Source organism: Plantactinospora sp. KBS50, from assembly GCF_002285795.1.
In the GTDB taxonomy this organism is placed as follows: domain Bacteria; phylum Actinomycetota; class Actinomycetes; order Mycobacteriales; family Micromonosporaceae; genus KBS50.
This window is the reverse complement of sequence record NZ_CP022961.1, coordinates 875,599-900,366: the sequence shown is the minus strand read 5'-3', so window position 1 is coordinate 900,366 and position 24,768 is coordinate 875,599. Positions and strand designations below refer to the sequence as shown.

Below are 24,768 nucleotides of genomic sequence, written 5' to 3'. Positions count from 1 at the left end.
GGCAACATACATCAGGTCCTATGTCACAGGGCCGGCGAGACCGGGTCCAGCCGTGCGGACCGGGGCATGCCGGGTAGACATCGTGGCGCCCGTCAGTCGTCAACTGAACGGGCGCCACGCCGCCATACGTCCTACAGTTCGGTGGCCGAGCCACCTGCGGCGGAGATCTTCTCCTTGGCCGACGCGCTGAACGCGTGCGCCGACACCTGGATCGCGACCCCGCCGAGGTCGCCACTGCCGAGCACCTTGACCGGGTGGCCCTTGCGGACCGCGCCCGCCTCCGCCAACTCGGCCGGCCCGACCTGGCCGCCGTTCGGGAACAGTTCGGCGAGCCGGTCCAGGTTGACCACCTGGTAGACCACCTTGAACTTGTTCTTGAAGCCCTTCATCTTGGGCAGCCGCATGTGAATCGGCAGCTGGCCACCCTCGAAGCTGGCGGGGATGTTCTTCCGCGCCTTCGAGCCCTTGGTACCGCGGCCGGCGGTCTTGCCCTTGGAGCCCTCACCGCGACCCACCCGGGTCTTCTCGGTCTTGGCACCCGGCGCCGGACGCAGGTGGTGAACCTTGATCGTCATCAGTCGACCTCCTCGACCGTCACGAGGTGGTTCACAGCGAAGATCATGCCCCGGATCTCGGGACGGTCCTCCTTGACCACCACGTCGTTGATCCGCTTGAGGCCGAGCGACCGCAGCGAGTCCCGCTGGTTGCGCTTGGCCCCGATCTTGGACCGGACCTGGGTGACCTTGAGACGTGCCATCAGGACGCCACCTCCGCCCGTGCCGCCAGCATCGCGGCCGGTGCGACGTCCTCGACCGGCAGTCCACGGCGGGTGGCGACGGCCTCGGGCGACTCCAGGCCCTTCAGCGCCGCGACCGTCGCGTGCACGATGTTGATCGGGTTCGACGAGCCGAGGCTCTTGGAGAGCACGTCGTGGATGCCCGCGCACTCCAGCACGGCGCGCACCGGGCCGCCGGCGATGACGCCGGTACCGGCGCTGGCCGGCTTGAGCAGCACGACGCCCGCGGCGTCCTCGCCCTGCACCGGGTGCGGGATCGTCGAGGCGATCCGCGGCACCTTGAAGAAGTGCTTCTTGGCCTCCTCGACGCCCTTGGCGATCGCCGCGGGCACCTCCTTGGCCTTTCCGTAGCCCACGCCCACGGTGCCCTCGCCGTCGCCGACGATCACCAGGGCGGTGAAGCTGAACCGACGACCGCCCTTGACGACCTTCGCGACCCGGTTGATCGCGACGACCCGCTCAAGGTGCGGAGTCTTCTCGACGGGCGCGTTTCCGCGGCCGCCCTCACGGCGGTTGTCGCGGCGACCACCCTCGTTGCCACCGGACCCGCCGCCACGGCGCTGTTGACCTGGCATCAGCAGCCTTCCTTTTCTCTCGTGACGGGGTTTGCTGGTTGTGCTGCTCGTCCGACTCGCATCAGACGCCTAGAACTTGAGTCCGGCTTCACGAGCGGCGTCGGCCAGCGCGGCGATCCGCCCCGCGTACCGGTTGCCGCCGCGGTCGAAGACGACCTTTTCGATGCCGGCCGCCCGGGCCCGCTCGGCCACCAGCGCACCGACCTTGGCGGCGAGGGCGCTCTTGTCCCCCTCGCTGCCGCGCAGCGACGGGTCCATGGTCGAGGCGGACGCCAGGGTGTGCCCCTTGGTGTCGTCGACGACCTGGACGGTGATGTGCCGCAGCGAGCGGGTGACGACCAGACGCGGGCGCTCGGCCGTACCGCTGACGTTCTTGCGTACGCGGAAGTGCCGACGCGCCCGCCCGACGGCGCGCTTGGCGGCAACGCCGCGACGGCGCTTGAGCAGGGTCGCGCTCACTTGATCACTCCTTTGCTCGCGACCGCGGGGCTCGCAAGCTCGCTCCTCGCGGTCACTTCTTACCGGCCTTACCGGCCTTGCGACGAATCACTTCGCCCTGGTACTTGACGCCCTTGCCCTTGTACGGCTCCGGCGGGCGGATCTTCCGGATGTTGGCCGCGACCTCACCGACCTGCTGCTTGTCGATGCCGGCCACGTGGAAGAGGGTCGGCCGCTCCACCGTGAAGGTGATGCCGTCCGGGGCCGGCACCAGCACGGGGTGCGAGAAGCCGAGGGCGAACTCGAGGTCCTTGCCCTTGGCGGTCACCCGGTAACCGGTGCCGGCGATCTCGAGGGTCTTCCGGTACCCCTCGGTCACGCCCATGATCATGTTGGCGACCAGCGTCCGGCTCAGCCCGTGCAGCTCCTTCGAGCGGCGCTCGTCGTTGGGCCGGTTGACGCTCAGCGCGCCGTCCTCGGCCCGCTCGACGGTGATCGGCTCGGCCAGGGTGTGCGACAGCTCGCCCTTGGGGCCCTTCACCTTGACGGTGGGCCCGTCGATCGTGATGTCGACGCCGGCGGGTACCGGGATCGACCTACGTCCAATACGCGACATTATCGATCATTCCTTCGTTCGCGACTGCGGGGCTCGCTGCGCTCGCTCCTCGCGTTCACACCCAGTCTCCCGTTACCAGACGAAGGCGAGGACTTCCCCGCCAACGCTCCGCTTGCGGGCCTGCCGGTCGGTCAGCAGCCCCTGCGACGTCGAAATGATCGCCACGCCCAGCCCACCGAGCACCCGGGGGAGCTCGTCCGACTTGGCGTACACCCGCAGACCGGGCTTGGACACGCGCTTGATGCCGGCCAGGCTCCGCTCGCGGTTCTGGCCGTACTTCAGCTCGACGACCAGTCGCTTGCCGACGACACCCTCTGCGGGCTCCTCGACTACCCAGGCGTTGATGTAACCCTCGGACTTGAGCACCTCGGCGATGTTCGCCTTGAGCTTCGAGTAGGGCATCGTCACCCGGTCGTGGTACGCCTGGTTGGCGTTACGCAGACGCGTGAGCATGTCTGCGATGGGGTCGGTCATCGTCATGGATTTCGTCAGCCTTTCTCGCCGGGGTTCCCGGGCGTTGCGCCGGTGGGCCTACGGCGAAGAGGTGTTACAGCGTTAACTCCGGACGGGGTCGTTACCAGGAAGCCTTGGACACACCCGGCAGCTCACCGCGGTGGGCCATCTCCCGGATGCAGACCCGGCAGAGGCCGAACTTGCGGTAGACCGCCTTCGGACGTCCGCACCGCTGGCAGCGGGTGTACGCGCGAACCGAGAACTTCGGCTTCGCGGCCGCCTTGAGGATCAGCGCCTTCTTGGCCATCTGCTCAGCTCTCCTTGTTGCGATCCGCACGGAACGGGAAGCCCAGGTGCTTGAGCAGCTCCCGGCCCTCGTCGTCCGTGTTCGCGGTCGTCACGATGGTGATGTCCATGCCCCGCTGCCGATCGATCCGGTCCTGATCGATCTCGTGGAACACCGACTGCTCGGTCAGGCCGAACGTGTAGTTGCCGTGCCCGTCGAGCTTGCGCCCGTCCAGGCCGCGGAAGTCGCGGATACGCGGCAGCGCGATCGACAGCAGCCGGTCCAGGAACTCCCACATCCGGTCGCCGCGCAGGGTCACCTTCGCGCCGATCGGCATGCCCTCGCGCAGCTTGAACTGCGCGATGGACTTGGTCGCCCGGCGGACCTGCGGCTTCTGACCGGTGATCGTGGCCAGGTCGCGCATCGCCCCGTCGATCAGCTTCGCGTCCCGGGCCGCCTCACCGACGCCCATGTTCACGACGATCTTCACCAGGCCGGGCACCTGCATCGGGTTCGCGTACTGGTACTGCTCGCGCAGCTTGGCCGCGACCTCGTTGCGGTACCGCTCCTTGAGCCGCGGGATGGTCTTGGTCTCGGTAGCGGTGCTCATCACAGGTCCTTACCGGTGCTACGTGCGATGCGGACCTTCTGGCCGTTGTCGTCGAACCGGTAGCCGACCCGGGTCGGCTTGCCGTCGGAGTCCAGGACCATCACGTTCGACACGTGGATCGGGGCCTCCTGAGTGACGATGCCACCGGTCTTCGCACCACGCTGGGTGGTGGTGATACGGGTGTGCTTCTTGACCCGGTTCACGCCCTCGACCAGGACCTTCTCCTGCCGCGGGTAGGCCGCGATGACCTTGCCCTTGGCTCCCTTGTCCTTGCCGGCGATGACGACGACCGTGTCACCCTTCCGAATCTTCATGCCCACGGTCACAACACCTCCGGCGCGAGGGAAATGATCTTCATGAACCGCTTGTCCCGCAGCTCACGGCCGACCGGGCCGAAGATGCGGGTACCGCGCGGGTCCCCGCCGTCCTTGATGATGACGGCGGCGTTCTCGTCGAAGCGGATGTACGAGCCGTCCGGGCGGCGCTTCTCCTTCGCGGTCCGGACGACGACCGCCTTCACGACGTCACCCTTCTTAACGCCCGCGCCCGGGATGGCGTCCTTGACCGTGGCCACGATGACATCGCCGATGCTCGCGTAGCGCCGACCGGAGCCGCCGAGCACCCGGATGCACAGGATCTCCCGGGCACCCGTGTTGTCGGCGACGCGCAGTCGCGACTCCTGCTGAATCACGTCTATCTCCTATGTCTGCCAGTTCTCGACCGGCCACGCCGGTCGAGCTTGGCGGAACTGGTGAGCCTGCTGGTGCGCAGCGCTGGCGGCTCTTACTTGGCCTTTTCGAGGATCTCCACGATCCGCCACCGCTTCGTGGCGGACAGCGGGCGGGTTTCCATGATCAGTACCCGGTCGCCGATGCCGGCCGAGTTCTGCTCGTCGTGCGCCTTCAGCTTGCTCGTACGGCGCATGACCTTGCCGTACAGGGCGTGCTTGACGCGGTCCTCGACCTCGACGACCACGGTCTTTTCCATCTTGTCGCTGACCACCAGGCCCTCGCGCACCTTGCGACGGCCCCGCTGGACAGCGGCGGTGTTGGTCTCTTCGCTCATGACATCCCCTCGGTGGGAGCGGCCGAAAGCCCAAGCTCACGCTCACGCATGATCGTGTAGATCCGGGCGATGTCCCGCCGGATGACCTGCAACCTGCGGTTGTTGTCCAGCTGCCCGGTCGCGGCCTGCACGCGGAGATTGAACAGCTCCGCCTTGGCCTCACGCAGCCGGGCGACCAGCTCCTCCTCGGAGAGTTCGCGCAGCTCGCCGGCCTTAACGCCCGCTGCCATCAGGCTTCACCCACTTCGCGCGTCACAATGCGGCACTTCATCGGGAGCTTGTGGATCGCGCGGCGCATCGCCTCTCGCGCGATCTGCTCGTTCGGGAAGGACATCTCGAACAGAATCCGGCCCGGCTTCACGTTGGCCACCCACCACTCGGGCGAGCCCTTACCGGAGCCCATCCGGGTCTCGGCCGGCTTCTTGGTCAGGGCCTGGTCCGGGAAGACGGAGATCCACACCTTGCCACCACGCTTGATGTGGCGGGTCATGGCGATACGGGCCGACTCGATCTGCCGGTTCGTCACGTACGCGGGCTCAAGCGCCTGGATCCCGAACTCGCCGAAGACCACCCGGTTGCCGCCCTTCGACGCGCCACTGCGGTCGGGGTGGTGCGGCTTGCGGAAGCCCTTCGGGGGCTTGCGCGGCATCAGCATTTCTTCAGCCCTCCTGCTGCTGTTCTGCCGGAGCCGGGGCGGTGGCCTCGGTGCCGGCCGACTCACTCGCGGCGGGGGTGTCGCCACCCCGCGCCGCCGCGGCGGCGCGTCCGGCCTCGGTGCCACCGGCGGTCGTGCCGGACGAACCAGACCGACCCCGACGCGGACGATCGGGCCGGTCGCCGCGCTCGCGGCGGGGCCGCGACGGCGCGGTCTCGGCCGGTGCCTCCCGACCGGGTACGGCGTCGCCCTTGTAGATCCAGACCTTCACGCCGATCCGGCCGAACGTGGTCCGGGCCTCGAAGAAGCCGTACTCGATGTTGGCCCGCAGCATGTGCAGCGGAACCCGACCCTCGCGGTAGAACTCGGTACGGCTCATCTCCGCGCCGCCGAGACGACCGGAGACCTGCACCCGGATGCCCTTGCAGACCGGGTTCTTCATGGCCGACTGCATGGCCTTGCGCATCGCCCGCCGGAAGCTCACCCGGCTGGACAGCTGCTCGGCCACGCCCTGCGCGACCAGCTGCGCGTCCGACTCCGGGCTCTTCACCTCAAGGATGTTGAGCTGGACCTGCTTGCCGGTCAGCTTCTCCAGCTCACCGCGGATCCGGTCGGCCTCCGCACCCTTACGGCCGATGACGATGCCCGGCCGGGCGGTGTGGATGTCGACCCGGACCCGGTCCCGGGTGCGCTCGATGTCGACCTTCGAGATACCGGCCCGCTCCAGGCCCTTGGACATCATCCGGCGGATCTTGACGTCCTCGCCGATGTAGTCCTTGTAGAGCTTGTCCGCGAACCACCGGGACTTCCAGTCGGTCGAGATGCCGAGCCGGAACCCGTGCGGGTGGACCTTCTGACCCATTACTCGGCACCTTCCGTGTTGCTCTGCGTCTGCGCGGCCTCGCCCTGCGCCGCGGCGGCCGGCTCGTCCTGCGTCGCCGCGCTCTGCTTGGCGGGCGCGGCCTTCTTGCCGGCCTTGCGCGCCGGCGCAGCGGCCACGACCGCCTCGACCGCGATCGTGATGTGACAGGTGCGCTTGCGGATCCGGTACGCCCGGCCCTGCGCACGCGGCCGGAACCGCTTCATGGTCGGGCCCTCGTCCACGAACGCCTCGCTGACGAGCAGCGCGTCGGGGTCCAGCCGCTCGTTGTTCTCCGCGTTGGCGATCGCGCTGGCGAGCACCTTGTACACCTGCTCACTGGCGGCCTGCGGCGCGAACTGGAGCACCGTGAGCGCCTCCTTCGCGGGCAGACCGCGGACGAGGTTGACCACCCGGCGCGCCTTGGTCGGCGAGATGCGCACGTGCCGCGCAACCGCCCGCGCGCCCGGAAGCACCGGAGCGTCGCCCTTAACTGGCATCGCTGTAACCCCTTGATCCTCTATCCGTATGCCCGCGGCGTCAGCGCCGGCGGCTCTTCCGGTCGTCCTTTTCGTGACCCTTGAAGGTCCGGGTCAACGCGAACTCGCCGAGCTTGTGCCCGACCATCGCCTCGGTGATGAACACCGGGACATGCTTGCGGCCGTCATGCACGGCGATCGTGTGCCCGAGCATCTCCGGGATGATCGTCGAGCGCCGCGACCAGGTCTTGATGACGTTCTTCGAGCCCTTGTCGTTCTGCGTCTCCACCTTCTTGAGCAGGTGGTCGTCGATGAACGGGCCCTTCTTCAGGCTGCGAGGCATCTCTTATCTCCCTCAGCCGCGCTTCCGCGTGGCGTAGCGGCGGCGGACGATCATCCGGTCGCTCGGCAGACCCTTGCGCCGGGTACGACCCTCGGGCTTGCCCTGGGGGTTCACCGGGTGGCGACCACCGGAGGTCTTGCCCTCACCACCACCATGCGGGTGGTCGACCGGGTTCATGGCGACACCGCGGACGCTGGGGCGCTTGCCCTTCCACCGCATCCGGCCGGCCTTGCCCCAGTTGATGTTTGACTGATCGGCGTTGCCGATCTCGCCGACGGTGGCGCGGCAGCGCACGTCGACCCGGCGGATCTCACCCGAGGGCATCCGGAGGGTGGCGAACGCACCCTCCCGGCCCAGCAGCTGGATGCCGACGCCGGCCGAGCGGGCCAGCTTGGCCCCGCCGCCCGGGCGCAGCTCCACGCCGTGCACGGTCGTACCGACCGGGATGTTCCGCAGCGGCAGGTTGTTGCCCGGCTTGATGTCCGCGCTCGGCCCCGACTCCACCGCGTCGCCCTGCTTCAGGTCGCGGGGGGCGAGGATGTAGCGCTTCTCGCCGTCCGCGTAGTGCAGCAGCGCGATCCGGGCGGTCCGGTTGGGGTCGTACTCGATGTGCGCGACCTTGGCCGGCACGCCGTCCTTGTCGACCCGCTTGAAGTCGATGATGCGGTACTGCCGCTTGTGGCCGCCGCCCTGGTGCCGGGCCGTGACCCGGCCGTGGACGTTCCGGCCACCCTTCTTCGGCAGCGGCGCAAGCAGCGACTTCTCCGGCGTCGATCGGGTGATCTCGGCGAAGTCGGAGACGCTGGAACCGCGCCGGCCCGGCGTCGTCGGCTTGTACTTACGGATAGGCATTTGTCTTTAACCCCTCAGCTGACCGGGCCGCCGAAGGCCTCGATACGGTCACCGTCAGCCAGCTTCACCATCGCCCGCTTGGTGTTCTTGCGCTTGCCGAACCCGGTACGGGTCCGCTTGCGCTTGCCCTCGCGGTTGAGGGTGTTCACCGTCAGGACGCGGACGTCGAAGATCTGCTGGATGGCGATCTTGATCTGGGTCTTGTTGGCGTCCGGGTGCACCAGGAAGGTGTACCAGTTGCGGTTCAGCTCGCTGTAGCTCTTCTCCGAGATGACCGGCGCCACGATGATGTCGCGCGGGTCCGCGATGGTCGTCACTTGTCACCCTCCTGCCCGGACTCGGCCGGGACGCCGAGGAACTCGTCCAACGCGTCCCTGGTGAAGACCACGTCGTCGGCGACCAGCACGTCGTAGGTGTTCAGCTGGCCGGCCTCGATCAGGTGCACCGACGGCTCGTTGCGCAGCGACAGCCAGTTCAGCTCGTCGGCGGAGCTCAGCACCACCAGCACCCGGCGGGCCTCGGTGACCTTGCGCAGCACGCCGAGGGCCGCCTTCGTCGACGGCTTCTCGCCGGCCACGAACGCCTCGACCACGTACACCTGGCCGGCCCGCGCCCGGTCGGAGAGCGCGCCCCGCAGGGCGGCCGCCTTCATCTTCTTCGGGGTCCGCTGCCGGTAGTCGCGCGGCACCGGGCCGTGCACGACACCGCCGCCGGCGAACTGCGGCGCGCGGATCGAACCCTGCCGGGCCCGACCGGTGCCCTTCTGCTTGTACGGCTTCACGCCGCCGCCGGACACCTCGCCGCGGGTCTTCGTCTTGTGCGTGCCCTGCCGGGCGGCCGCGAGCTGGGCCACCACGACCTGGTGCATCAGCGGCACGTTGGCCTGCACATCGAAGACGTCCGCGGGCAGCTCGACCGAGCCGCTCTTGGCGCCCTCGACGTTCAGTACGTCAACGGTGGTCACTTGCCGGCCCCCTTCTTGACCTGGTCCTTGGCCGCCGAGCGGACCAGCACCAGGGCGCCCTTGGGGCCCGGGATGGCGCCGCGCACCAGCAGCAGGTTGTTCTCCGGGTCGACGGCCTGGATCCGCAGGTTCTGCACGGTGTAGCGGACCCGGCCCATCCGGCCGGCCATCCGCATGCCCTTGAAGACCCGGCCCGGGGTGGCGCAGCCGCCGATGGAGCCCGGCGAGCGGTGCTTGCGCTCGACACCGTGGCTCGCGCGCAGACCGTGGAAGCCGTGCCGCTTCATCACACCGGCGTAGCCCTTGCCCTTGGTCCGGCCGGTCACGTCGATCACGCTGCCCGGCTCGAAAGCCTCGACGGTGACCTCCTGGCCGAGCTCGTAGTCGGTCGCGTCGGTGGTGCGCAGCTCGACGAGGTGCCGGCGCGGAGCAGCACCGGACTTGGCGAAGTGCCCGCTCTCGGGCTTGTTCACCTTCCGCGGGTCGATCGCGCCGTACGCCAACTGGACCGCGGCGTAGCCGTCCTTGTCGGCGGTACGGACCTGGGTCACGACGCACGGGCCGGCCTGCACCACGGTCACCGGGACAACGCGGTTGTTGTCCCAGACCTGGGTCATGCCGAGCTTGGCGCCCAGGATGCCCTTAACTTGCCTGTCCATTAGTCCGGTCCCTACAGCTTGATCTCGATGTCGACGCCAGCCGGCAGGTCGAGGCGCATGAGCGAGTCGACCGTCTTGGGGGTCGGGTCGATGATGTCGATCAGACGCTTGTGCGTGCGCATCTCGAAGTGCTCGCGCGAGTCCTTGTACTTGTGCGGCGAACGGATCACGCAGAAACGGTTGATCTCCGTGGGCAGCGGCACCGGGCCCGCGACCTGCGCCCCGGTACGCGTCACCGTCTCGACGATCTTCCGCGCCGAGGAGTCGACGACCTCGTGGTCATAGGCCTTGAGCCGGATGCGGATCTTCTGTCCCGCCATGGTGGCTTCTGTTCCTTCTCTCGATGCCGCTGTTGTGCGGAGGTCCGCCGGCTGGCTGGACCCCGCTCCGCCGACCCCCGCGGTCGGGCGTGTCGCGCCCTTGCTTCGCACTCCGGGAATCCGGAGGTCCGCGATCGGTTCCGGCCCACCGTGAACGGCGGCCCGGCACACCGTGGCCGTACGGGACACGCTCCGCGCGGAGCGACCCCGAGGCCCGTGCAGGAGGTCGGGAGCGCCGGGAACGTCGTGCCTGAACCCGGACGCCGAGCGAGGGTGGTTGGCCACCAGGGCAGCCAACCACCCGTCGCCTACGCAACCTGACTAGTATGCCGTACTAGCGCACGGCAACGCCAATCGGGGTTACCTGACTCACTTGAGAATCTTGGTGACGCGACCCGCGCCAACCGTCCGGCCGCCCTCGCGGATCGCGAACTTGAGGTTGTCCTCCATCGCGATCGGCTGGATCAGCTTGACGGTCATCGAGGTGTTGTCGCCCGGCATGACCATCTCGGTGCCCTCGGGCAGCGTGACGACGCCGGTGACGTCCGTGGTCCGGAAGTAGAACTGCGGACGGTAGTTCTGGAAGAACGGGGTGTGGCGGCCACCCTCCTCCTTGGAGAGGATGTAGACCGTCGCCTCGAACTCCGTGTGCGGGGTGGTGGTGCCCGGCTTGACGACCACCATGCCGCGCTCGACGTCCTCGCGCTTCACACCACGCAGCAGCAGACCGACGTTCTCACCGGCCCGCGCCTCGTCCAGCAGCTTGCGGAACATCTCGATGCCGGTGCAGGTGGTCTTCATCGACTTCTCGCGGATGCCGACGAGCTCCACCTCCTCGTTCGGCTTGAGGATGCCCCGCTCGGCGCGGCCGGTGACGACCGTACCGCGACCGGTGATCGTGAAGACGTCCTCGATCGGCATGAGGAACGGCCGGTCGGTCTCCCGCTCGGGCTGCGGAATCGCGGTGTCCACCGCGTTCATCAGCTCCATCAGCCGCTCGGTCCACTCCGGGTCGCCCTCCAGCGCCTTGAGCGCCGAGACGCGCACGACCGGCAGGTCGTCGCCCGGGTACTCCTGCGACGAGAGCAGCTCGCGAACCTCGAGCTCGACGAGCTCAAGCAGCTCCTCGTCGTCCACCATGTCGCTCTTGTTGAGCGCCACGACGATGTACGGCACACCGACCTGACGGGCCAGCAGCACGTGCTCACGGGTCTGCGGCATCGGGCCGTCGGTCGCCGCCACCACCAGGATCGCGCCGTCCATCTGGGCGGCACCGGTGATCATGTTCTTGATGTAGTCGGCGTGACCGGGGCAGTCGACGTGCGCGTAGTGCCGCGCCTCGGTCTGGTACTCGACGTGCGCGATGGAGATCGTGATGCCCCGGGCCTTCTCCTCCGGCGCCTTGTCGATCTCGTCGAACGGCGTGTACGGGTTGATGTCCGGGTACTTGTCGTGCAGGACCTTCGTAATGGCCGCCGTCAGCGTCGTCTTACCGTGGTCGATGTGACCAATGGTGCCGATGTTGACGTGCGGCTTAGTCCGCTCGAACTTCGCCTTCGCCACTTGGTGTCCTCCTCAAGGACTTCTTGGTTCGTACGCCCGGCACGCCGTTCGGCGTTGGGACTCTGTCGACAGCCCTTCCGGCCCTAGGGGCCGGGAAGCACTGGCTTTCCGGTGCGGCTGACCGCGCCGGACAGCACTGGGTCGTGCGGCGGTGAAACCATTTCGACTGGTCTCGTGCAGCTCGCCCCGTGCCGGTCGCGGGCGAGGTTACCCGCCCGCGACCAGTGCGGTATCACCGGACCCGGTGACCCGCGAGGTGCGCCCGAGGGCTCACTCGCCGGTCGCCTTCGCGATGATCTCCTTCGCCACGTTGGCCGGAACCTCGGCGTAGGAGTCGAACTGCATGCTGTAGCTCGCCCGGCCCTGGGTCTTGGACCGCAGATCGCCGACGTAGCCGAACATCTCCGACAGCGGCACCAGGGCCCGGACGACGCGGGCGCCGCTGCGCTCCTCCATCGCCTGGATGATGCCGCGACGGGAGTTCAGGTCGCCGATCACGTCGCCCATGTTCTCCTCGGGCGTGGTGACCTCGACCGCCATCATCGGCTCGAGCAGCGCCGGGTCGGCCTTGCGGGCCGCCTCCTTGAGCACCATCGAACCGGCGATCTTGAACGCCATTTCCGAGGAGTCGACCTCGTGGTACTGGCCGTCCGTCAGCGTCAGCTTGAGGCCGACCAGCGGGAAGCCGGCCAGGATGCCGTACTGCATGGCGTCCTGGGCGCCGGCGTCCACCGACGGGATGAACTCCCTCGGCACGCGTCCGCCGGTGACCTCGTTGGCGAACTCGTACGTCGGGGCGTCGCTGCCCATCGGCAGCGGCTCCAGGTTGACGATGACCCGCGCGTACTGACCCGAACCACCGGTCTGCTTCTTGTGCGTGTACTCGACCTTCTCCACCTTGCGGCGGATGGTCTCGCGGTACGCGACCTGCGGCTTGCCGATGTTGGCCTCGACGTTGAACTCGCGGCGCATCCGGTCCACCAGGATGTCCAGGTGCAGCTCGCCCATGCCGGAGATGACCGTCTGACCGGTCTGGTCGTCGAGCTTGACCCGGAAGGTCGGGTCCTCCTCGGCGAGCCGCTGGATGGCGGTGCTGAGCTTCTCCTGGTCGGCCTTGGTCTTCGGCTCGATGGCCACCTCGATGACCGGCTCCGGGAACGTCATCGACTCCAGGATCACCGGGTTCGCCGGGTCGCAGAGCGTGTCGCCGGTGGTGGTCTGCTTGAGGCCCTGGACGGCGATGATCTCGCCGGCCGCGGCGCTCGACCGCTCCTCACGCTTGTTCGCGTGCATCTGGTAGATCTTGCCGATCCGCTCCTTGCGGTCCTTGGTGGAGTTGACCACCTGGGACCCGGACTCGACCACGCCGGAGTAGACCCGGACGTAGGTGAGCTTGCCGAGGTGCTTGTCGGTCTGGATCTTGAAGGCCAGGCCGGAGAACGGCTCCGAGGTGGACGGCTTGCGCTGCATCGGCGTCTCGCCGTCGGTCGCCGTGCCCTCGATCGCCGGAACGTCCAGCGGCGACGGCAGGTAGTCGACCACGGCGTCGAGCATGGGCTGCACGCCCTTGTTCTTGAACGCCGAACCGCAGACGACCGGGTTGGCCTTGCCGGCGATGGTGGCCCGGCGAATGGCGTGCTTGATCTCGTCGACCGACAGATCCTCGCCCTCGAGGTACTTCTCCATGATGGAGTCGTCCACGTCGGCGAGGGTCTCGATCAGCTTCTCGCGCCACTCGGCGGCGCTGTCGGCGAGGTCGGCCGGGATCTCCTCGATCGTGTAGTCCTCGCCCTTGACGGTCTCGCCGCGCCAGGTGAGGGCCCGCATGCCGACCAGGTCGACGACGCCGATGTGGTCGGCCTCAAGGCCGATCGGGATCTGCAGCACCAGCGGAGTGGCGTTCAGCCGGTCGATCATCATCTGCACGCAGCGGAAGAAGTCCGCGCCCGTCCGGTCGAGCTTGTTGACGAAGCACATCCGGGGGACGTTGTACTTGTCCGCCTGGCGCCAGACGTTCTCGGTCTGCGGCTCGACGCCGGCCACACCGTCGTAGACCGCGACCGCGCCGTCGAGCACCCGCAGCGACCGCTCGACCTCGACCGTGAAGTCGACGTGGCCGGGCGTGTCGATGATCTGGATCGTGTGGCCCTTCCACTCACACTTGGTCGCGGCGGAGGTGATGGTGATCCCCCGCTCCTGCTCCTGCTCCATCCAGTCCATGACGGCAGCGCCCTCGTGGACCTCACCGATCTTGTACGTGATGCCGGTGTAGAACAGGATCCGCTCAGTGGTGGTGGTCTTACCGGCATCGATGTGCGCCATGATGCCGATGTTGCGTACCTTGGCGAGCGCTTCTGCGGCGGCCACTTCAATCCCTACTTATCGTCGTCTCGATGACTGGTTTCACCAGCGGTAGTGCGCGAAGGCCTTGTTCGACTCCGCCATCTTGTGCGTGTCCTCGCGCCGCTTCACGGCGGCACCAAGACCGTTGCTCGCGTCGAGCAGCTCGTTCATCAGGCGCTCGACCATGGTCTTCTCCCGGCGGGCGCGCGAGTAGGAGACCAGCCAGCGCAGGCCGAGGGTGGTCGCGCGAGCCGGCCGGACCTCGACCGGGACCTGGTACGTGGCGCCACCGACCCGGCGGCTGCGGACCTCGAGGGTCGGCTTCACGTTGTCCATCGCCCGCTTGAGCGTCACCACGGGGTCGGTGCCGGACTTCTCCCGGCAGCCCTCGAGGGCGGCGTAGACGATCTTCTCGGCGAGCTGACGCTTGCCACGCAGGAGGATCTTGTTCACCAGCTGGGTGACCAGCGGCGAGTTGTACACCGGGTCGGCGATCAGCGGTCGACGCGGTGCGGGGCCCTTACGCGGCATGTCAGCTCTTCTCCTTCTTGGCGCCGTAGCGGCTGCGGGCCTGCTTGCGGTTGCGAACACCCTGGGTGTCCAGCGAACCGCGAATGATCTTGTACCGCACACCGGGGAGGTCCTTCACCCGGCCGCCGCGGACGAGCACGATCGAGTGCTCCTGCAGGTTGTGCCCGACACCAGGGATGTACGCCGTCACCTCGATCTGGCTGCTCAGCTTGACACGAGCGACCTTGCGCAGCGCCGAGTTGGGCTTCTTCGGGGTGGTGGTGTAAACGCGCGTGCACACGCCGCGCCGCTGCGGGCTGCCCTTCAGCGCCGGCGTCTTGGTCTTCGTGGTCTTTGCCTGGCGGCCCTTGCGGACCAGCTGCTGGATCGTTGGCACCGGGTTTCTCCGCTCCCTTCGGCCACCGCTGTGGCCGCGCCGTTCTACCGTGGTCTCCCTGGGTGGGCGACCCTCTTACCTTCCGAACCGCAACCCCCGAGGCGGTGGTCCCGGCACCCGCGGTCGGGCGTGTCGCCCGCTCACGGTTTTCCCTCACACGTTCGCACCTGCTCGGGATCTTCTCCGCGCACGCCCTGCGGACGCGCGTCCTTGTGACTGTCACGCGCCGCCTGCGGAAGGCGATCCTGCCGGCACGAGCGCACGCGCAAATTGCTCGGGCGAACCCGAGCACAGGAAAAGCGTACCCACCAGACGGGCACAGGTCAAAACGGAATGCCCGGGGAGAGTGTGCGATTGCTCTCGTCCGGCCCGTGTCACCGTGTCGCCCGCCCACATGGGCGGCTCCGGTAGTCAAGTGTAGCGCCCAAACCGGCACACCGCCCAGGTGGTCCGATCATCGCCCAACCCGCGGCACCGACGTTCCGACCTCCCGAACGGCGGCGGGCGTGAACACCCCGGGACGGCTCAGACGACGGTGGCGACCAGGCTGGCGATGAACGCCAGCACGGTCAGACCCAGGCCGGCGGCCCCGCAGCTGATCCCGGCCAGCGCGATGCCGCGGCCGGTGAACCGGACCGCCGGCGGCGGTGCCGGCCGGTTGATCTGCCGCCGCCCGATCAGGCCGAGGACCACCGCGGCCAGCCCGGCGAGCCCGCTGAGCACGGCGAACGCCCCCGCGGCCCAGGCTCCCCAGCCGGCCCGCGCGCCGCTGAGGCCGAAGCATCCCACCAGCAACGCCACGACGATCGAGCCGATCCCGGCGAGCAGCCCGCCGATAGCCGGCCCCGATGTGACCGGCGGCACATCCAGTTGCACCAATCCGAACGGGGTGCCCGGCACCGGATCGACCCGCCGCGGCGGGCGGACCGCCTCGGCCGGTGGCGGCGGCACCCGCGGCGGCCCGTAGCCGTTGTGCACGCCCGGCCCCGGCGCCCCGCCGGGGCGCCCCGGACCACCCGGATGCCCCGGGCCGCCCGCATGTCCCGGACCGCCCGGGTACGCCCAGCCGCTCGGATACGCCGGACCAGCGGGACGGGCCGGACCCTTCGGGTATCCCGGACCGTTCTGGTGTCCCGCACCGCCGGGGTAACCCGGACCACCGGGGTAAGCCGAACCGCCGGCGTATCGCGGACCGCCGGCGTATCCCGGACCGCCGGCGTATCCCGGACCGCCGGCGTATCCCGGACCGCCGGCGTATCCCGGACCGCCGGGATGTCCCGGACCACCCGGATCCGGATGTCTCGGACCGCCCGGATGAACCAGACCTCCACCGGTGCCACCGGGGTACGCCTGCCCACCGGACCAGGCCGGCTCCGGCCGCGCCCACGGGTTCGGCTCTGGTTGGACGCTCGACGGTCCCTGCGGCGGATGAGCCGACGGCGGCTCCGGGACCGGAGCGTACGGCGTTGCCGCCTCCGGCGCCCGGCCGGTCACGGGATCCGCCCGCTCCGGCGGAGCGACCGGTTCCGTCACGTCCCGCGACGGCTGCTCGTCCTGCGCCAACGATCCTCCCCTGCCATGGCGGAACATCCGACCCGGCTGGGGCGGGACATCCGGTTTCAGGTTACCGCCGCGGCCGGATCGCCGAGGGTGGGCACGGACGGCCGGAAGGCCCGGTCCGGTCGGGACGCGGCGGCGGGGGCGCCGCCGACCCGGGCTCAGTTGACGCTGGGGGCGTAGTCCCGGGTGCCGGCGGTGGCCACGAAGTGCAGGATCGCGACGATCAGGGCCAGCACCACGGTGGTGGCGGCGAGGGTCAGGCCGATCCAGGCCAGCCGTTCGCCCCGACGCAGCAACGCCGCACCGGTGAGGTAGCCGCCCGAGGCGTACGCCTGCCGTCGCGCCTGGCGGGCGAGCAGCAGCGTCAGGGTTGCCGGAACGACGCCACCGACGAACAGCCCGGTGAGCATCGCGACCAGGCCCAGCGCGAACACGGTGGGCGCCTTGCTGGACCGGACGGGATCCGGATCCATCGGGTGCCGCGGCCACGCCGGTTGCGGACCGGGAAAGCTCTGCACGCCGTCAGCCTACAAAAGACGCCGGGCGTTCCGTCCACCGTCGTGCGACGGTGACCGGAACGCCCGGCGTTGATGCCTGCTTCCGGACCCCGAGGTGCGGAACACCCCGGGGTCCGCCAAGCGGTTAGCGGTACGACCCGAAGTCGAAGTCGTCCAGCGGTACCGCCTGGCCGCTGGCCGGCCCGAAGCCGTAGTCCGTCTCCGGGTACCCGGTCATCGAGTAGACCTTGGCCTTCGCCTCCTCGGTCGGCTCCACCCGGATGTTGCGGTACTTGCTGATGCCGGTACCGGCCGGGATGAGCTTTCCGATGATGACGTTCTCCTTGAGCCCGATCAGCGAGTCGCTGCGGGCGTTGATCGCCGCGTCGGTCAGCACCCGGGTGGTCTCCTGGAACGACGCCGCCGACAGCCACGAGTCGGTGGCCAGCGACGCCTTGGTGATACCCATGAGCTGCGGACGACCGGCGGCCGGCTCGCCGCCCTCGGAGACCAACCGCCGGTTCTCCGACTCGAAGACCGCGCGGTCGACCAGCACACCCGGCAGGAACTCGGTCGAGCCGGAGTCGATCACGGTCACCCGCTTGAGCATCTGGCGGATGATGATCTCGATGTGCTTGTCGTGGATGAGCACACCCTGGGACCGGTAGACCTCCTGGACCTCCTGGGTCAGGTGGACCTGGACCGCCCGCGGGCCGAGGATGCGCAGCAACTCGTGCGGGTCGATGGTGCCCTCGGTGAGCTTCTCCCCGACGTCGACGTGGTCGCCGTCGTGGGCCCGCAGCCGGACCCGCTTGGAGATCTTGTCGTAGACGATCTCGTCGCTGCCGTCGTCCGGCACCACGATGATCTTCCGCGACCGCTCGCCGTCCTCGATCCGGACCCGGCCCGGGGTGTCGGCGATCGGCGCCTTGCCCTTCGGGATCCGGGCCTCGAAGATTTCCTGGACCCGGGGCAGACCCTGGGTGATGTCCTCACCCGCGACACCACCGGTGTGGAAGGTACGCATCGTCAGCTGCGTACCCGGCTCACCGATGGACTGGGCGGCGATGATGCCGACGGCCTCGCCGACATCCACGGTCTTGCCGGTCGGCAGCGACCGGCCGTAGCAGGCACCGCAGACGCCCAGCTTCGACTCGCAGGTCAGCACGCTGCGGACGCGGACCGTCTCCACACCGGCGGCGACGATCCGGTCCACCAGGATCGAGTTGATGTCCGCGCCCCGCTCGGCCACCAGGGTGCCGTCGGAGCCCTTGATGTCGTCGGCCAGGGTCCGGGCGTGCACGCCCGTCTCGGCGTGCTCGTGCACCACGAGCTTGCCGTCGGCCCACTCACCGACCTGCATCGGGATGGCCCGGTCGGTGCCGCAGTCCACCTCGCGGATGATCACGTCCTGCGAGACGTCCACCAGACGACGGGTCAGGTAACCCGAGTCGGCGGTCCGCAGCGCGGTGTCGGCGAGACCCTTCCGGGCACCGTGCGTGGAGATGAAGTACTCCAGCACGGACAGACCCTCCCGGTAGCTGGCCTTGATCGGCCGCGGGATGATCTCGCCCTTCGGGTTGGCCACCAGACCGCGGATCGCCGCGATCTGCCGGAGCTGGAGCAGGTTACCGCGGGCACCCGAGTTGATCATCTTCCACAGCGGGTTCTCCTGCGGCAGCGCGGTGTCCATCTCCTTGGCCACCTCGTTGGTGGCCTTGGTCCAGATCTCGATGAGCTCGCCGCGACGTTCCTCGGCGGTCATCAGACCACGCTGGTACTGCTTGTCGATCCGGTCGGCTTCCTTCTCGTACCGCTCCAGGATCTCCCGCTTGCGCGGCGGAGCGATGACGTCGCCCATGCCGATGGTGACGCCGGACCAGGTGGCCCAGTGGAAGCCCGCCTCCTTGAGGCCGTCCAGCGTCGCCGCCAGCGCGACCTTGGGGAAGCGCTCGGCGAGGTCGTTCACGATCGCCGAGAGCTGGCCCTTGCGGATCTCGTAGTTCACGAACCGGTAGCCCTTGGGCAGGGTCTCGTTGAACAGCACCCGGCCGAGGGTGGTCTCCACGGTCAGCGGCTCGCCCGGGGTCCAGTCCTCGGGTGCGGTCCACGGCTGCGCGCCGCGGCCGTTGTCCACGTCCTCGACGTCCCGCAGCCGGATCCGGACCGGCGCCTGCAGGTCCAGTTCGCCCGCGTCGAACGCCATCCGCGCCTCGGCGTCGGAGCTGAACGCCCGACCCGCACCCGGGCCGTCCGGCGTCAGGTGGGTGAGGTGGTACAGCCCGATCACCATGTCCTGAGTGGGCATCGTGACCGGCTTGCCGTCGGCCGGCTTGAGGATGTTGTTCGAGGACAGCATCAGGATCCGGGCCTCGGCCTGCGCCTCGGCCGACAGCGGCACGTGCACCGCCATCTGGTCGCCGTCGAAGTCCGCGTTGAACGCGGTGCAGACCAGCGGGTGGATCTGGATGGCCTTGCCCTCCACCAGCTGCGGCTCGAACGCCTGGATGCCCAGCCGGTGCAGGGTCGGCGCCCGGTTGAGCAGCACCGGGTGCTCGGTGATGACCTCTTCGAGGACGTCCCACACGACCGGCCGCTGCCGCTCGACCATCCGCTTGGCCGACTTGATGTTCTGCGCGTGGTTGAGATCGACCAGGCGCTTCATCACGAACGGCTTGAACAGCTCCAGCGCCATCTGCTTGGGCAGGCCGCACTGGTGCAGCTTCAGCCGCGGGCCGACGACGATGACCGACCGGCCGGAGTAGTCGACGCGCTTGCCGAGCAGGTTCTGCCGGAACCGGCCCTGCTTGCCCTTGAGCATGTCGGACAGCGACTTGAGCGGACGGTTGCCCGGCCCGGTGACCGGGCGACCCCGGCGGCCGTTGTCGAACAGCGCGTCGACGGCCTCCTGGAGCATCCGCTTCTCGTTGTTGACGATGATCTCCGGCGCGCCCAGGTCGATCAGCCGCTTCAGCCGGTTGTTCCGGTTGATCACCCGGCGGTACAGGTCGTTCAGGTCGCTGGTGGCGAACCGGCCACCGTCGAGCTGCACCATCGGCCGCAGGTCCGGCGGGATCACCGGTACGCAGTCCAGCACCATGCCCAGCGGGGAGTTGCGGGTGTTCTGGAACGCCGCCACGACCTTGAGCCGCTTGAGCGCCCGGATCTTCCGCTGGCCCTTGCCGGACCGGATGACCTCGCGCAGGTTCTCCGCCTCGGCGTCCAGGTCCATGTTCTGGACCAGCGCCTTGATGGCCTCGGCACCCATGCCGCCGGTGAAGTACTCGCCGAACCGGTCGCGCAGCTCCCGGTAGAGCAGTTCGTCGGTGACGAGCTGCTTGGGCTCCAGCTTGCGGAAGGTGTCCAGCACCTCGTCCAGGCGGTCGATCTCGCGCTGCGCCCGGTCCCGGATCTGGCGCATCTCCCGCTCGCCGCCCTCCTTGACCTTGCGGCGGACGTCGGCCTTGGCGCCTTCGGCCTCCAGGTCGGCGAGGTCGGACTCCAGCTTGGCGGCGCGCTTCTCGATCTCCGAGTCGCGGCTGTTCTCCGCCTGCCGCTTCTCGGCCAGGATCTCGTTCTCGATCGTGGCGAGGTCGCGGTGCCGCGCCTCGACGTCCACCCCGGTCACCACGTACGACGCGAAGTAGATGATCTTTTCGAGGTCCTTGGGGGCCAGGTCGAGCAGGTAGCCCAGCCGGCTCGGCACACCCTTGAAGTACCAGATGTGCGTGACCGGGGCGGCCAGCTCGATGTGGCCCATCCGCTCGCGGCGGACCTTGGACCGGGTCACCTCGACGCCGCAGCGCTCGCAGATGATGCCCTTGAAGCGGACCCGCTTGTACTTACCGCAGTAGCACTCCCAGTCCCGCTGCGGACCGAAGATCTTCTCGCAGAAGAGCCCGTCCTTTTCCGGCTTGAGGGTGCGGTAGTTGATCGTCTCGGGCTTCTTGACCTCGCCGTGCGACCACTGCCGGATGTCGTCCGCGGTCGCCAGACCGATGCGCAACTCGTCGAAGAAATTGACGTCGAGCACGTTATGTGTCCCTCTGTCGTCTCGTATATCTCACTAGCTCACTCTGTTGGTTGTCGGAGCCGGCCGTCCCGCGAGGGGATCAGGCCTGACCGCCCGGGGCGGGATGGGCCGGCTCCGACAACACAACCTCAAATCTCTTCGACGCTGCTGACGCCCTCGTTCGGACGCCGGGACAGGTCGATGCCGAGTTCCTCAGCGGCCCGGAACACCTCGTCGTCGGTCTCGCGCATCTCCAGCGCCACACCGTCGCTGGAGAGCACCTCAACATTCAGGCACAGCGACTGCAGCTCCTTGAGCAGCACCTTGAACGACTCCGGGATCCCCGGTTCGGGGATGTTCTCGCCCTTGACGATCGCCTCGTAGACCTTCACCCGGCCGAGCACGTCGTCCGACTTGATGGTGAGCAGTTCCTGCAACGCGTAGGCGGCGCCGTACGCCTGCATGGCCCAGCACTCCATCTCGCCGAACCGCTGGCCACCGAACTGCGCCTTACCACCCAGCGGCTGCTGGGTGATCATCGAGTACGGACCGGTGGACCGGGCGTGGATCTTGTCGTCGACCAGGTGGTTCAACTTGAGGATGTAGATGTAACCCACCGCGATGGCGTCCGGCAGCGGTTCACCGGAGCGGCCGTCGAACAGCCGAGCCTTTCCGCTCGACCCGATGAGCTGGTTGCCGTCCCGGTTGGGCAGGGTCGACGCGAGCAGGCCGTGGATCTCTTCCTCCCGGGCCCCGTCGAAGACCGGCGTCGCCACGTTGGTGTCCGGCTCGGACTCCGCCGCGTCGATCGTGCGCAGCGCCGCCTTCCAGTCGGCGTCGTCGCCCTCGACCTTCCACCCGGTCTTGGCCACCCACCCGAGGTGGGTCTCCAGCACCTGCCCGATGTTCATCCGGCTCGGCACGCCGAGCGGGTTGAGCACGATGTCCACCGGGGTGCCGTCCTCCAGGAACGGCATGTCCTCGACCGGCAGGATCTTGGAGATGACGCCCTTGTTGCCGTGCCGGCCGGCGAGCTTGTCACCGTCCTGGATCTTGCGCTTCTGCGCGACGTACACCCGGACCAGCTCGTTGACGCCCGGCGGCAGCTCGTCGCCGTCCTCCCGGGAGAAGGTACGGACACCGATGACCGTGCCGTTCTCGCCGTGCGGGACCTTGAGCGAGGTGTCGCGGACCTCCCGCGCCTTCTCCCCGAAGATCGCGCGGAGCAGCCGCTCCTCGGGGGTCAGCTCGGTCTCGCCCTTCGGCGTCACCTTGCCGACCAGGATGTCACCCGGCACGACCTCGGCGCCGATCCGGATGATGCCGCGCTCGTCGAGGTCGGCGAGCATCTCCTCGCTGACGTTCGGGATGTCGCGGGTGATCTCCTCCGGACCCAGCTTGGTGTCCCGGGCGTCGACCTCGTGCTCCTCGATGTGGATCGAGGTGAGGACGTCCTGCTGCACCAGCCGCTGGGACAGGATGATCGCGTCCTCGTAGTTGTGCCCCTCCCAGGTCATGAAGGCCACGAGCAGGTTGCGCCCGAGTGCCATCTCGCCCTCGTCGGTGCACGGACCGTCGGCGATGACCTGGCCGGCCTCGACGCGGTCGCCCTCGAACACCACGGGCTTCTGGTTGACGCAGGAGCCCGCGTTCGACCGGCGGAACTTGTGCAGCAGGTACGTCCGGCGGTGTCCGTCGTCCTGGTGCACCGTGATGTAGTCGGCGCAGAGGTCCTCGACCACGCCGCCGACCTCGGCCACCACGACGTCACCGGCGTCGACCGCCGCGCGGTACTCCATGCCGGTGCCGACCAGCGGCGACTCGGCCTTGACCAGCGGTACGGCCTGACGCTGCATGTTGGCGCCCATCAGCGCCCGGTTGGCGTCGTCGTGCTCCAGGAACGGGATCATGGCGGTCGCCACCGACACCATCTGGCGCGGCGAGACGTCCATGTAGTCCACGGCGTTCGGCGGGACGTCCTCGGTCTCGCCGCCCTTACGGCGGACCAGCACCCGGTCCTCGGCGAACGATCCGTCGGCCCGCAGCGGCGCGTTGGCCTGGGCCTTGACGAACCGGTCCTCCTCGTCCGCGGTCAGGTAGTCGATCTGGTCGGTGACCCGGCCGTCGACGACCTTGCGGTACGGCGTCTCGATGAAGCCGAACGGGTTGACCCGGGCGTACGCCGACAGCGCACCGATCAGGCCGATGTTCGGGCCTTCCGGGGTCTCGATCGGGCACATCCGGCCGTAGTGCGACGGGTGGACGTCCCGGACCTCCATGCCGGCGCGCTCCCGGGACAGACCACCCGGGCCGAGCGCCGAGAGCCGGCGCCGGTGGGTCAGACCCGCGAGCGGGTTGGTCTGGTCCATGAACTGCGACAGCTGCGAGGTGCCGAAGAACTCCTTGATCGCCGCCACCACCGGGCGGATGTTGATCAGGGTCTGCGGCGTGATGGCCTCGACGTCCTGGGTGGTCATCCGCTCGCGGACGACCCGCTCCATCCGGGACAGGCCGACCCGGACCTGGTTCTGGATCAGCTCGCCGACCGTGCGCAGGCGCCGGTTGCCGAAGTGGTCGATGTCGTCGGCCTCGTAGCCGTCCTCACCGGCGTGCAGCCGGCACAGGTATTCCACGGTGGCGACGATGTCGTCCTCGGTCAGCGTGCCGGTGGTGATCGGCACGTCGATCTCGAGCTTCTTGTTGAACTTGTACCGGCCGACCTTGGCCAGGTCGTACCGCTTGGGGTTGAAGAAGAGGTTGTCCAGCAGCGTCTGGGCGTTCTCCCGGGTGGGCGGCTCGCCCGGCCGCAGCTTGCGGTAGATGTCGAGCAGTGCCTCGTCCGCCCCGGCGATGTGGTCCTTCTCCAGGGTGGTCATCATCAGCTCGGACCACCCGAACCGCTCCCGGATCCGCTCGGCGGACCATCCGATGGCCTTGAGCAGGACGGTGACGGCCTGGCGGCGCTTGCGGTCGATGCGGACGCCGACGGTGTCGCGCTTGTCGATATCGAACTCCAGCCAGGCACCCCGACTCGGGATGACCTTGACGCTGGAGAGGTCGCGGTCGGAGGTCTTGTCCGGCTGCTTGTCGAAGTAGACGCCCGGTGACCGGACGAGTTGGCTGACCACGACGCGCTCGGTGCCGTTGATGATGAAGGTGCCCTTGGGCGTCATCATCGGGAAGTCACCCATGAACACCGTCTGGCTCTTGATCTCGCCGGTGGTGTTGTTGGTGAACTCCGCCGTGACGAACAGCGGGGCGCAGTAGGTCAGGTCCTTCTCCTTGCACTCCTCGATCGAGGCCTTGACCTCGTCGAAGCGCGGTGCGGAGAAGGACAGCGACATGGTGCCGGAGAAGTCCTCGATGGGACTGATCTCATCGAGGATCTCCGCGAGACCCGAGCGGGCGTGCGGGTCGTCCGTCGACCGGCCCTGCCATGCCTCGTTGCCGACCAGCCAGTCAAACGACTCGGTCTGGATGGCGAGGAGGTTGGGGACCTCGAGGTGTTCCGTGATCCTGCCGAAGGAAACTCGGCGGGGAGCGAAAGCGCTCGACGTACGACTGGTCTTCGCAGGGCGGGAAGCTGCCAAGATGCGTCCTTCCGAGGACCGGTGCTGCAGAACGGCTGGTACGCGTGCACTCCAATGGCCCCACTCCAAACGCCCAAATCCGGACATTCCGAGCAGGGGTCACGTCGGAAGGCAGCGCAAACTAGCAGTGTAGCCGAGCGGCTAACCGCTGTCCAGCCCGCCACGGCATTGCGTTGCGGACGTGCCGCGACCTAGGTCGCTGGACGCTCGAAACGAGCGTCGAGCACGTCTCTCGCACGCTTCCTGCGAGCCGCCCGACCGAAGCGCCGCGGGGCGCCCTCGGTGCTGCTGCCAATACCCACTGGGCGCCCGCCGCAAGCGCGGAA

29 protein-coding genes are annotated in these 24,768 nt (G+C 68.5%); all 29 read right to left on the bottom strand.

The genetic code is table 11. The features are described from left to right. Window positions 1–131: 131 nt before the first annotated feature. Window positions 132–575 carry a 50S ribosomal protein L15 gene (rplO, locus tag CIK06_RS04175; RefSeq protein WP_095563702.1) on the bottom strand — a complete coding sequence of 148 codons (444 nt, stop codon included), beginning with the start codon at window positions 573–575 and terminating at the stop codon, window positions 132–134. After that, window positions 575–757, bottom strand: coding sequence for a 50S ribosomal protein L30 (rpmD, locus tag CIK06_RS04170; RefSeq protein WP_095563701.1), 183 nt, complete (start codon window positions 755–757; stop codon window positions 575–577). The genes rplO and rpmD overlap by 1 nt, the downstream gene beginning before the upstream one ends. Beyond that, window positions 757–1,371 carry a 30S ribosomal protein S5 gene (rpsE, locus tag CIK06_RS04165; RefSeq protein ID WP_095563700.1) on the bottom strand — a complete coding sequence of 205 codons (615 nt, stop codon included), beginning with the start codon at window positions 1,369–1,371 and terminating at the stop codon, window positions 757–759. The genes rpmD and rpsE overlap by 1 nt, the downstream gene beginning before the upstream one ends. A 69-nt stretch (window positions 1,372–1,440) precedes the next feature. Further along, window positions 1,441–1,818 carry a 50S ribosomal protein L18 gene (gene rplR, locus CIK06_RS04160; RefSeq protein WP_369916171.1) on the bottom strand — a complete coding sequence of 126 codons (378 nt, stop codon included), beginning with the start codon at window positions 1,816–1,818 and terminating at the stop codon, window positions 1,441–1,443. Between the two features lie 64 nt (window positions 1,819–1,882). After that, window positions 1,883–2,425, bottom strand: a complete 543-nt coding sequence (gene rplF, locus CIK06_RS04155) for a 50S ribosomal protein L6 (protein WP_095563698.1) — start codon at window positions 2,423–2,425, stop codon at window positions 1,883–1,885. A 72-nt stretch (window positions 2,426–2,497) separates the two neighbouring features. Beyond that, window positions 2,498–2,905, bottom strand: coding sequence for a 30S ribosomal protein S8 (gene rpsH, locus CIK06_RS04150; protein WP_095563697.1), 408 nt, complete (start codon window positions 2,903–2,905; stop codon window positions 2,498–2,500). Between the two features lie 94 nt (window positions 2,906–2,999). After that, window positions 3,000–3,185, bottom strand: a complete 186-nt coding sequence (locus CIK06_RS04145; RefSeq protein ID WP_007073023.1) for a type Z 30S ribosomal protein S14 — start codon at window positions 3,183–3,185, stop codon at window positions 3,000–3,002. Between the two features lie 4 nt (window positions 3,186–3,189). Next, the gene (rplE, locus tag CIK06_RS04140) at window positions 3,190–3,774 is read right to left on the bottom strand and encodes a 50S ribosomal protein L5 (protein ID WP_095563696.1); all 585 of its coding nucleotides are present in this window, start codon (window positions 3,772–3,774) and stop codon (window positions 3,190–3,192) included. Then, window positions 3,774–4,088 carry a 50S ribosomal protein L24 gene (rplX, locus tag CIK06_RS04135; protein WP_095567553.1) on the bottom strand — a complete coding sequence of 105 codons (315 nt, stop codon included), beginning with the start codon at window positions 4,086–4,088 and terminating at the stop codon, window positions 3,774–3,776. The genes rplE and rplX overlap by 1 nt, the downstream gene beginning before the upstream one ends. Before the next feature lie 8 nt (window positions 4,089–4,096). Next, window positions 4,097–4,465 carry a 50S ribosomal protein L14 gene (gene rplN, locus CIK06_RS04130; RefSeq protein ID WP_007073026.1) on the bottom strand — a complete coding sequence of 123 codons (369 nt, stop codon included), beginning with the start codon at window positions 4,463–4,465 and terminating at the stop codon, window positions 4,097–4,099. 92 nt (window positions 4,466–4,557) lie between these two features. Further along, window positions 4,558–4,839 (bottom strand): 30S ribosomal protein S17, encoded by a 282-nt coding sequence (gene rpsQ / locus CIK06_RS04125; RefSeq protein WP_095563695.1) that lies wholly within the window; start codon window positions 4,837–4,839, stop codon window positions 4,558–4,560. Then, window positions 4,836–5,069 carry a 50S ribosomal protein L29 gene (gene rpmC, locus CIK06_RS04120; RefSeq protein ID WP_095563694.1) on the bottom strand — a complete coding sequence of 78 codons (234 nt, stop codon included), beginning with the start codon at window positions 5,067–5,069 and terminating at the stop codon, window positions 4,836–4,838. The genes rpsQ and rpmC overlap by 4 nt, the downstream gene beginning before the upstream one ends. Further along, window positions 5,069–5,494, bottom strand: a complete 426-nt coding sequence (gene rplP, locus CIK06_RS04115; protein WP_095563693.1) for a 50S ribosomal protein L16 — start codon at window positions 5,492–5,494, stop codon at window positions 5,069–5,071. The genes rpmC and rplP overlap by 1 nt, the downstream gene beginning before the upstream one ends. Before the next feature lie 4 nt (window positions 5,495–5,498). Then, a complete protein-coding gene (rpsC, locus tag CIK06_RS04110) occupies window positions 5,499–6,356 on the bottom strand; it encodes a 30S ribosomal protein S3 (protein WP_095563692.1) in 858 nt (285 codons plus the stop codon). Beyond that, window positions 6,356–6,853 (bottom strand): 50S ribosomal protein L22, encoded by a 498-nt coding sequence (rplV, locus tag CIK06_RS04105; RefSeq protein ID WP_095563691.1) that lies wholly within the window; start codon window positions 6,851–6,853, stop codon window positions 6,356–6,358. The genes rpsC and rplV overlap by 1 nt, the downstream gene beginning before the upstream one ends. A gap of 40 nt (window positions 6,854–6,893) precedes the next feature. Next, window positions 6,894–7,175 carry a 30S ribosomal protein S19 gene (gene rpsS / locus CIK06_RS04100; protein WP_095563690.1) on the bottom strand — a complete coding sequence of 94 codons (282 nt, stop codon included), beginning with the start codon at window positions 7,173–7,175 and terminating at the stop codon, window positions 6,894–6,896. A gap of 12 nt (window positions 7,176–7,187) precedes the next feature. Continuing rightward, the gene (rplB, locus tag CIK06_RS04095) at window positions 7,188–8,027 is read right to left on the bottom strand and encodes a 50S ribosomal protein L2 (protein ID WP_095563689.1); all 840 of its coding nucleotides are present in this window, start codon (window positions 8,025–8,027) and stop codon (window positions 7,188–7,190) included. Between the two features lie 14 nt (window positions 8,028–8,041). Continuing rightward, window positions 8,042–8,344, bottom strand: a complete 303-nt coding sequence (gene rplW, locus CIK06_RS04090; protein WP_095563688.1) for a 50S ribosomal protein L23 — start codon at window positions 8,342–8,344, stop codon at window positions 8,042–8,044. Further along, a complete protein-coding gene (rplD, locus tag CIK06_RS04085; protein ID WP_095563687.1) occupies window positions 8,341–8,991 on the bottom strand; it encodes a 50S ribosomal protein L4 in 651 nt (216 codons plus the stop codon). The genes rplW and rplD overlap by 4 nt, the downstream gene beginning before the upstream one ends. Continuing rightward, window positions 8,988–9,650 (bottom strand): 50S ribosomal protein L3, encoded by a 663-nt coding sequence (gene rplC, locus CIK06_RS04080; RefSeq protein ID WP_095563686.1) that lies wholly within the window; start codon window positions 9,648–9,650, stop codon window positions 8,988–8,990. Before rplC ends, rplD begins: the two co-directional genes overlap by 4 nt. An 11-nt stretch (window positions 9,651–9,661) precedes the next feature. Next, window positions 9,662–9,970 (bottom strand): 30S ribosomal protein S10, encoded by a 309-nt coding sequence (rpsJ, locus tag CIK06_RS04075; RefSeq protein ID WP_007073037.1) that lies wholly within the window; start codon window positions 9,968–9,970, stop codon window positions 9,662–9,664. Window positions 9,971–10,339: 369 nt separating this feature from the next. Continuing rightward, on the bottom strand, window positions 10,340–11,533 hold the full coding sequence (gene tuf, locus CIK06_RS04070; protein ID WP_095563685.1) for an elongation factor Tu: 1,194 nt from the start codon (window positions 11,531–11,533) through the stop codon (window positions 10,340–10,342). A 270-nt stretch (window positions 11,534–11,803) separates the two neighbouring features. After that, window positions 11,804–13,900 (bottom strand): elongation factor G, encoded by a 2,097-nt coding sequence (gene fusA / locus CIK06_RS04065; RefSeq protein ID WP_095563684.1) that lies wholly within the window; start codon window positions 13,898–13,900, stop codon window positions 11,804–11,806. Window positions 13,901–13,936: 36 nt separating this feature from the next. Beyond that, window positions 13,937–14,407, bottom strand: coding sequence for a 30S ribosomal protein S7 (gene rpsG, locus CIK06_RS04060; RefSeq protein ID WP_095563683.1), 471 nt, complete (start codon window positions 14,405–14,407; stop codon window positions 13,937–13,939). Between the two features lies 1 nt (window position 14,408). Then, window positions 14,409–14,783: a 30S ribosomal protein S12 gene (rpsL, locus tag CIK06_RS04055; RefSeq protein ID WP_095563682.1), complete on the bottom strand. Its 375-nt coding sequence runs from the start codon at window positions 14,781–14,783 to the stop codon at window positions 14,409–14,411. Window positions 14,784–15,308: 525 nt separating this feature from the next. After that, complete coding sequence (locus CIK06_RS04050) at window positions 15,309–15,761, bottom strand: hypothetical protein (protein ID WP_232534005.1); 453 nt, start codon at window positions 15,759–15,761, stop codon at window positions 15,309–15,311. A 740-nt stretch (window positions 15,762–16,501) separates the two neighbouring features. Then, window positions 16,502–16,816: a hypothetical protein gene (locus CIK06_RS04045; RefSeq protein WP_095563681.1), complete on the bottom strand. Its 315-nt coding sequence runs from the start codon at window positions 16,814–16,816 to the stop codon at window positions 16,502–16,504. Window positions 16,817–16,985: 169 nt separating this feature from the next. Beyond that, window positions 16,986–20,873 (bottom strand): DNA-directed RNA polymerase subunit beta', encoded by a 3,888-nt coding sequence (locus tag CIK06_RS04040; RefSeq protein ID WP_095563680.1) that lies wholly within the window; start codon window positions 20,871–20,873, stop codon window positions 16,986–16,988. A 128-nt stretch (window positions 20,874–21,001) separates the two neighbouring features. Further along, window positions 21,002–24,442, bottom strand: a complete 3,441-nt coding sequence (locus CIK06_RS04035) for a DNA-directed RNA polymerase subunit beta (RefSeq protein WP_095563679.1) — start codon at window positions 24,440–24,442, stop codon at window positions 21,002–21,004. Window positions 24,443–24,768 lie beyond the last annotated feature (326 nt).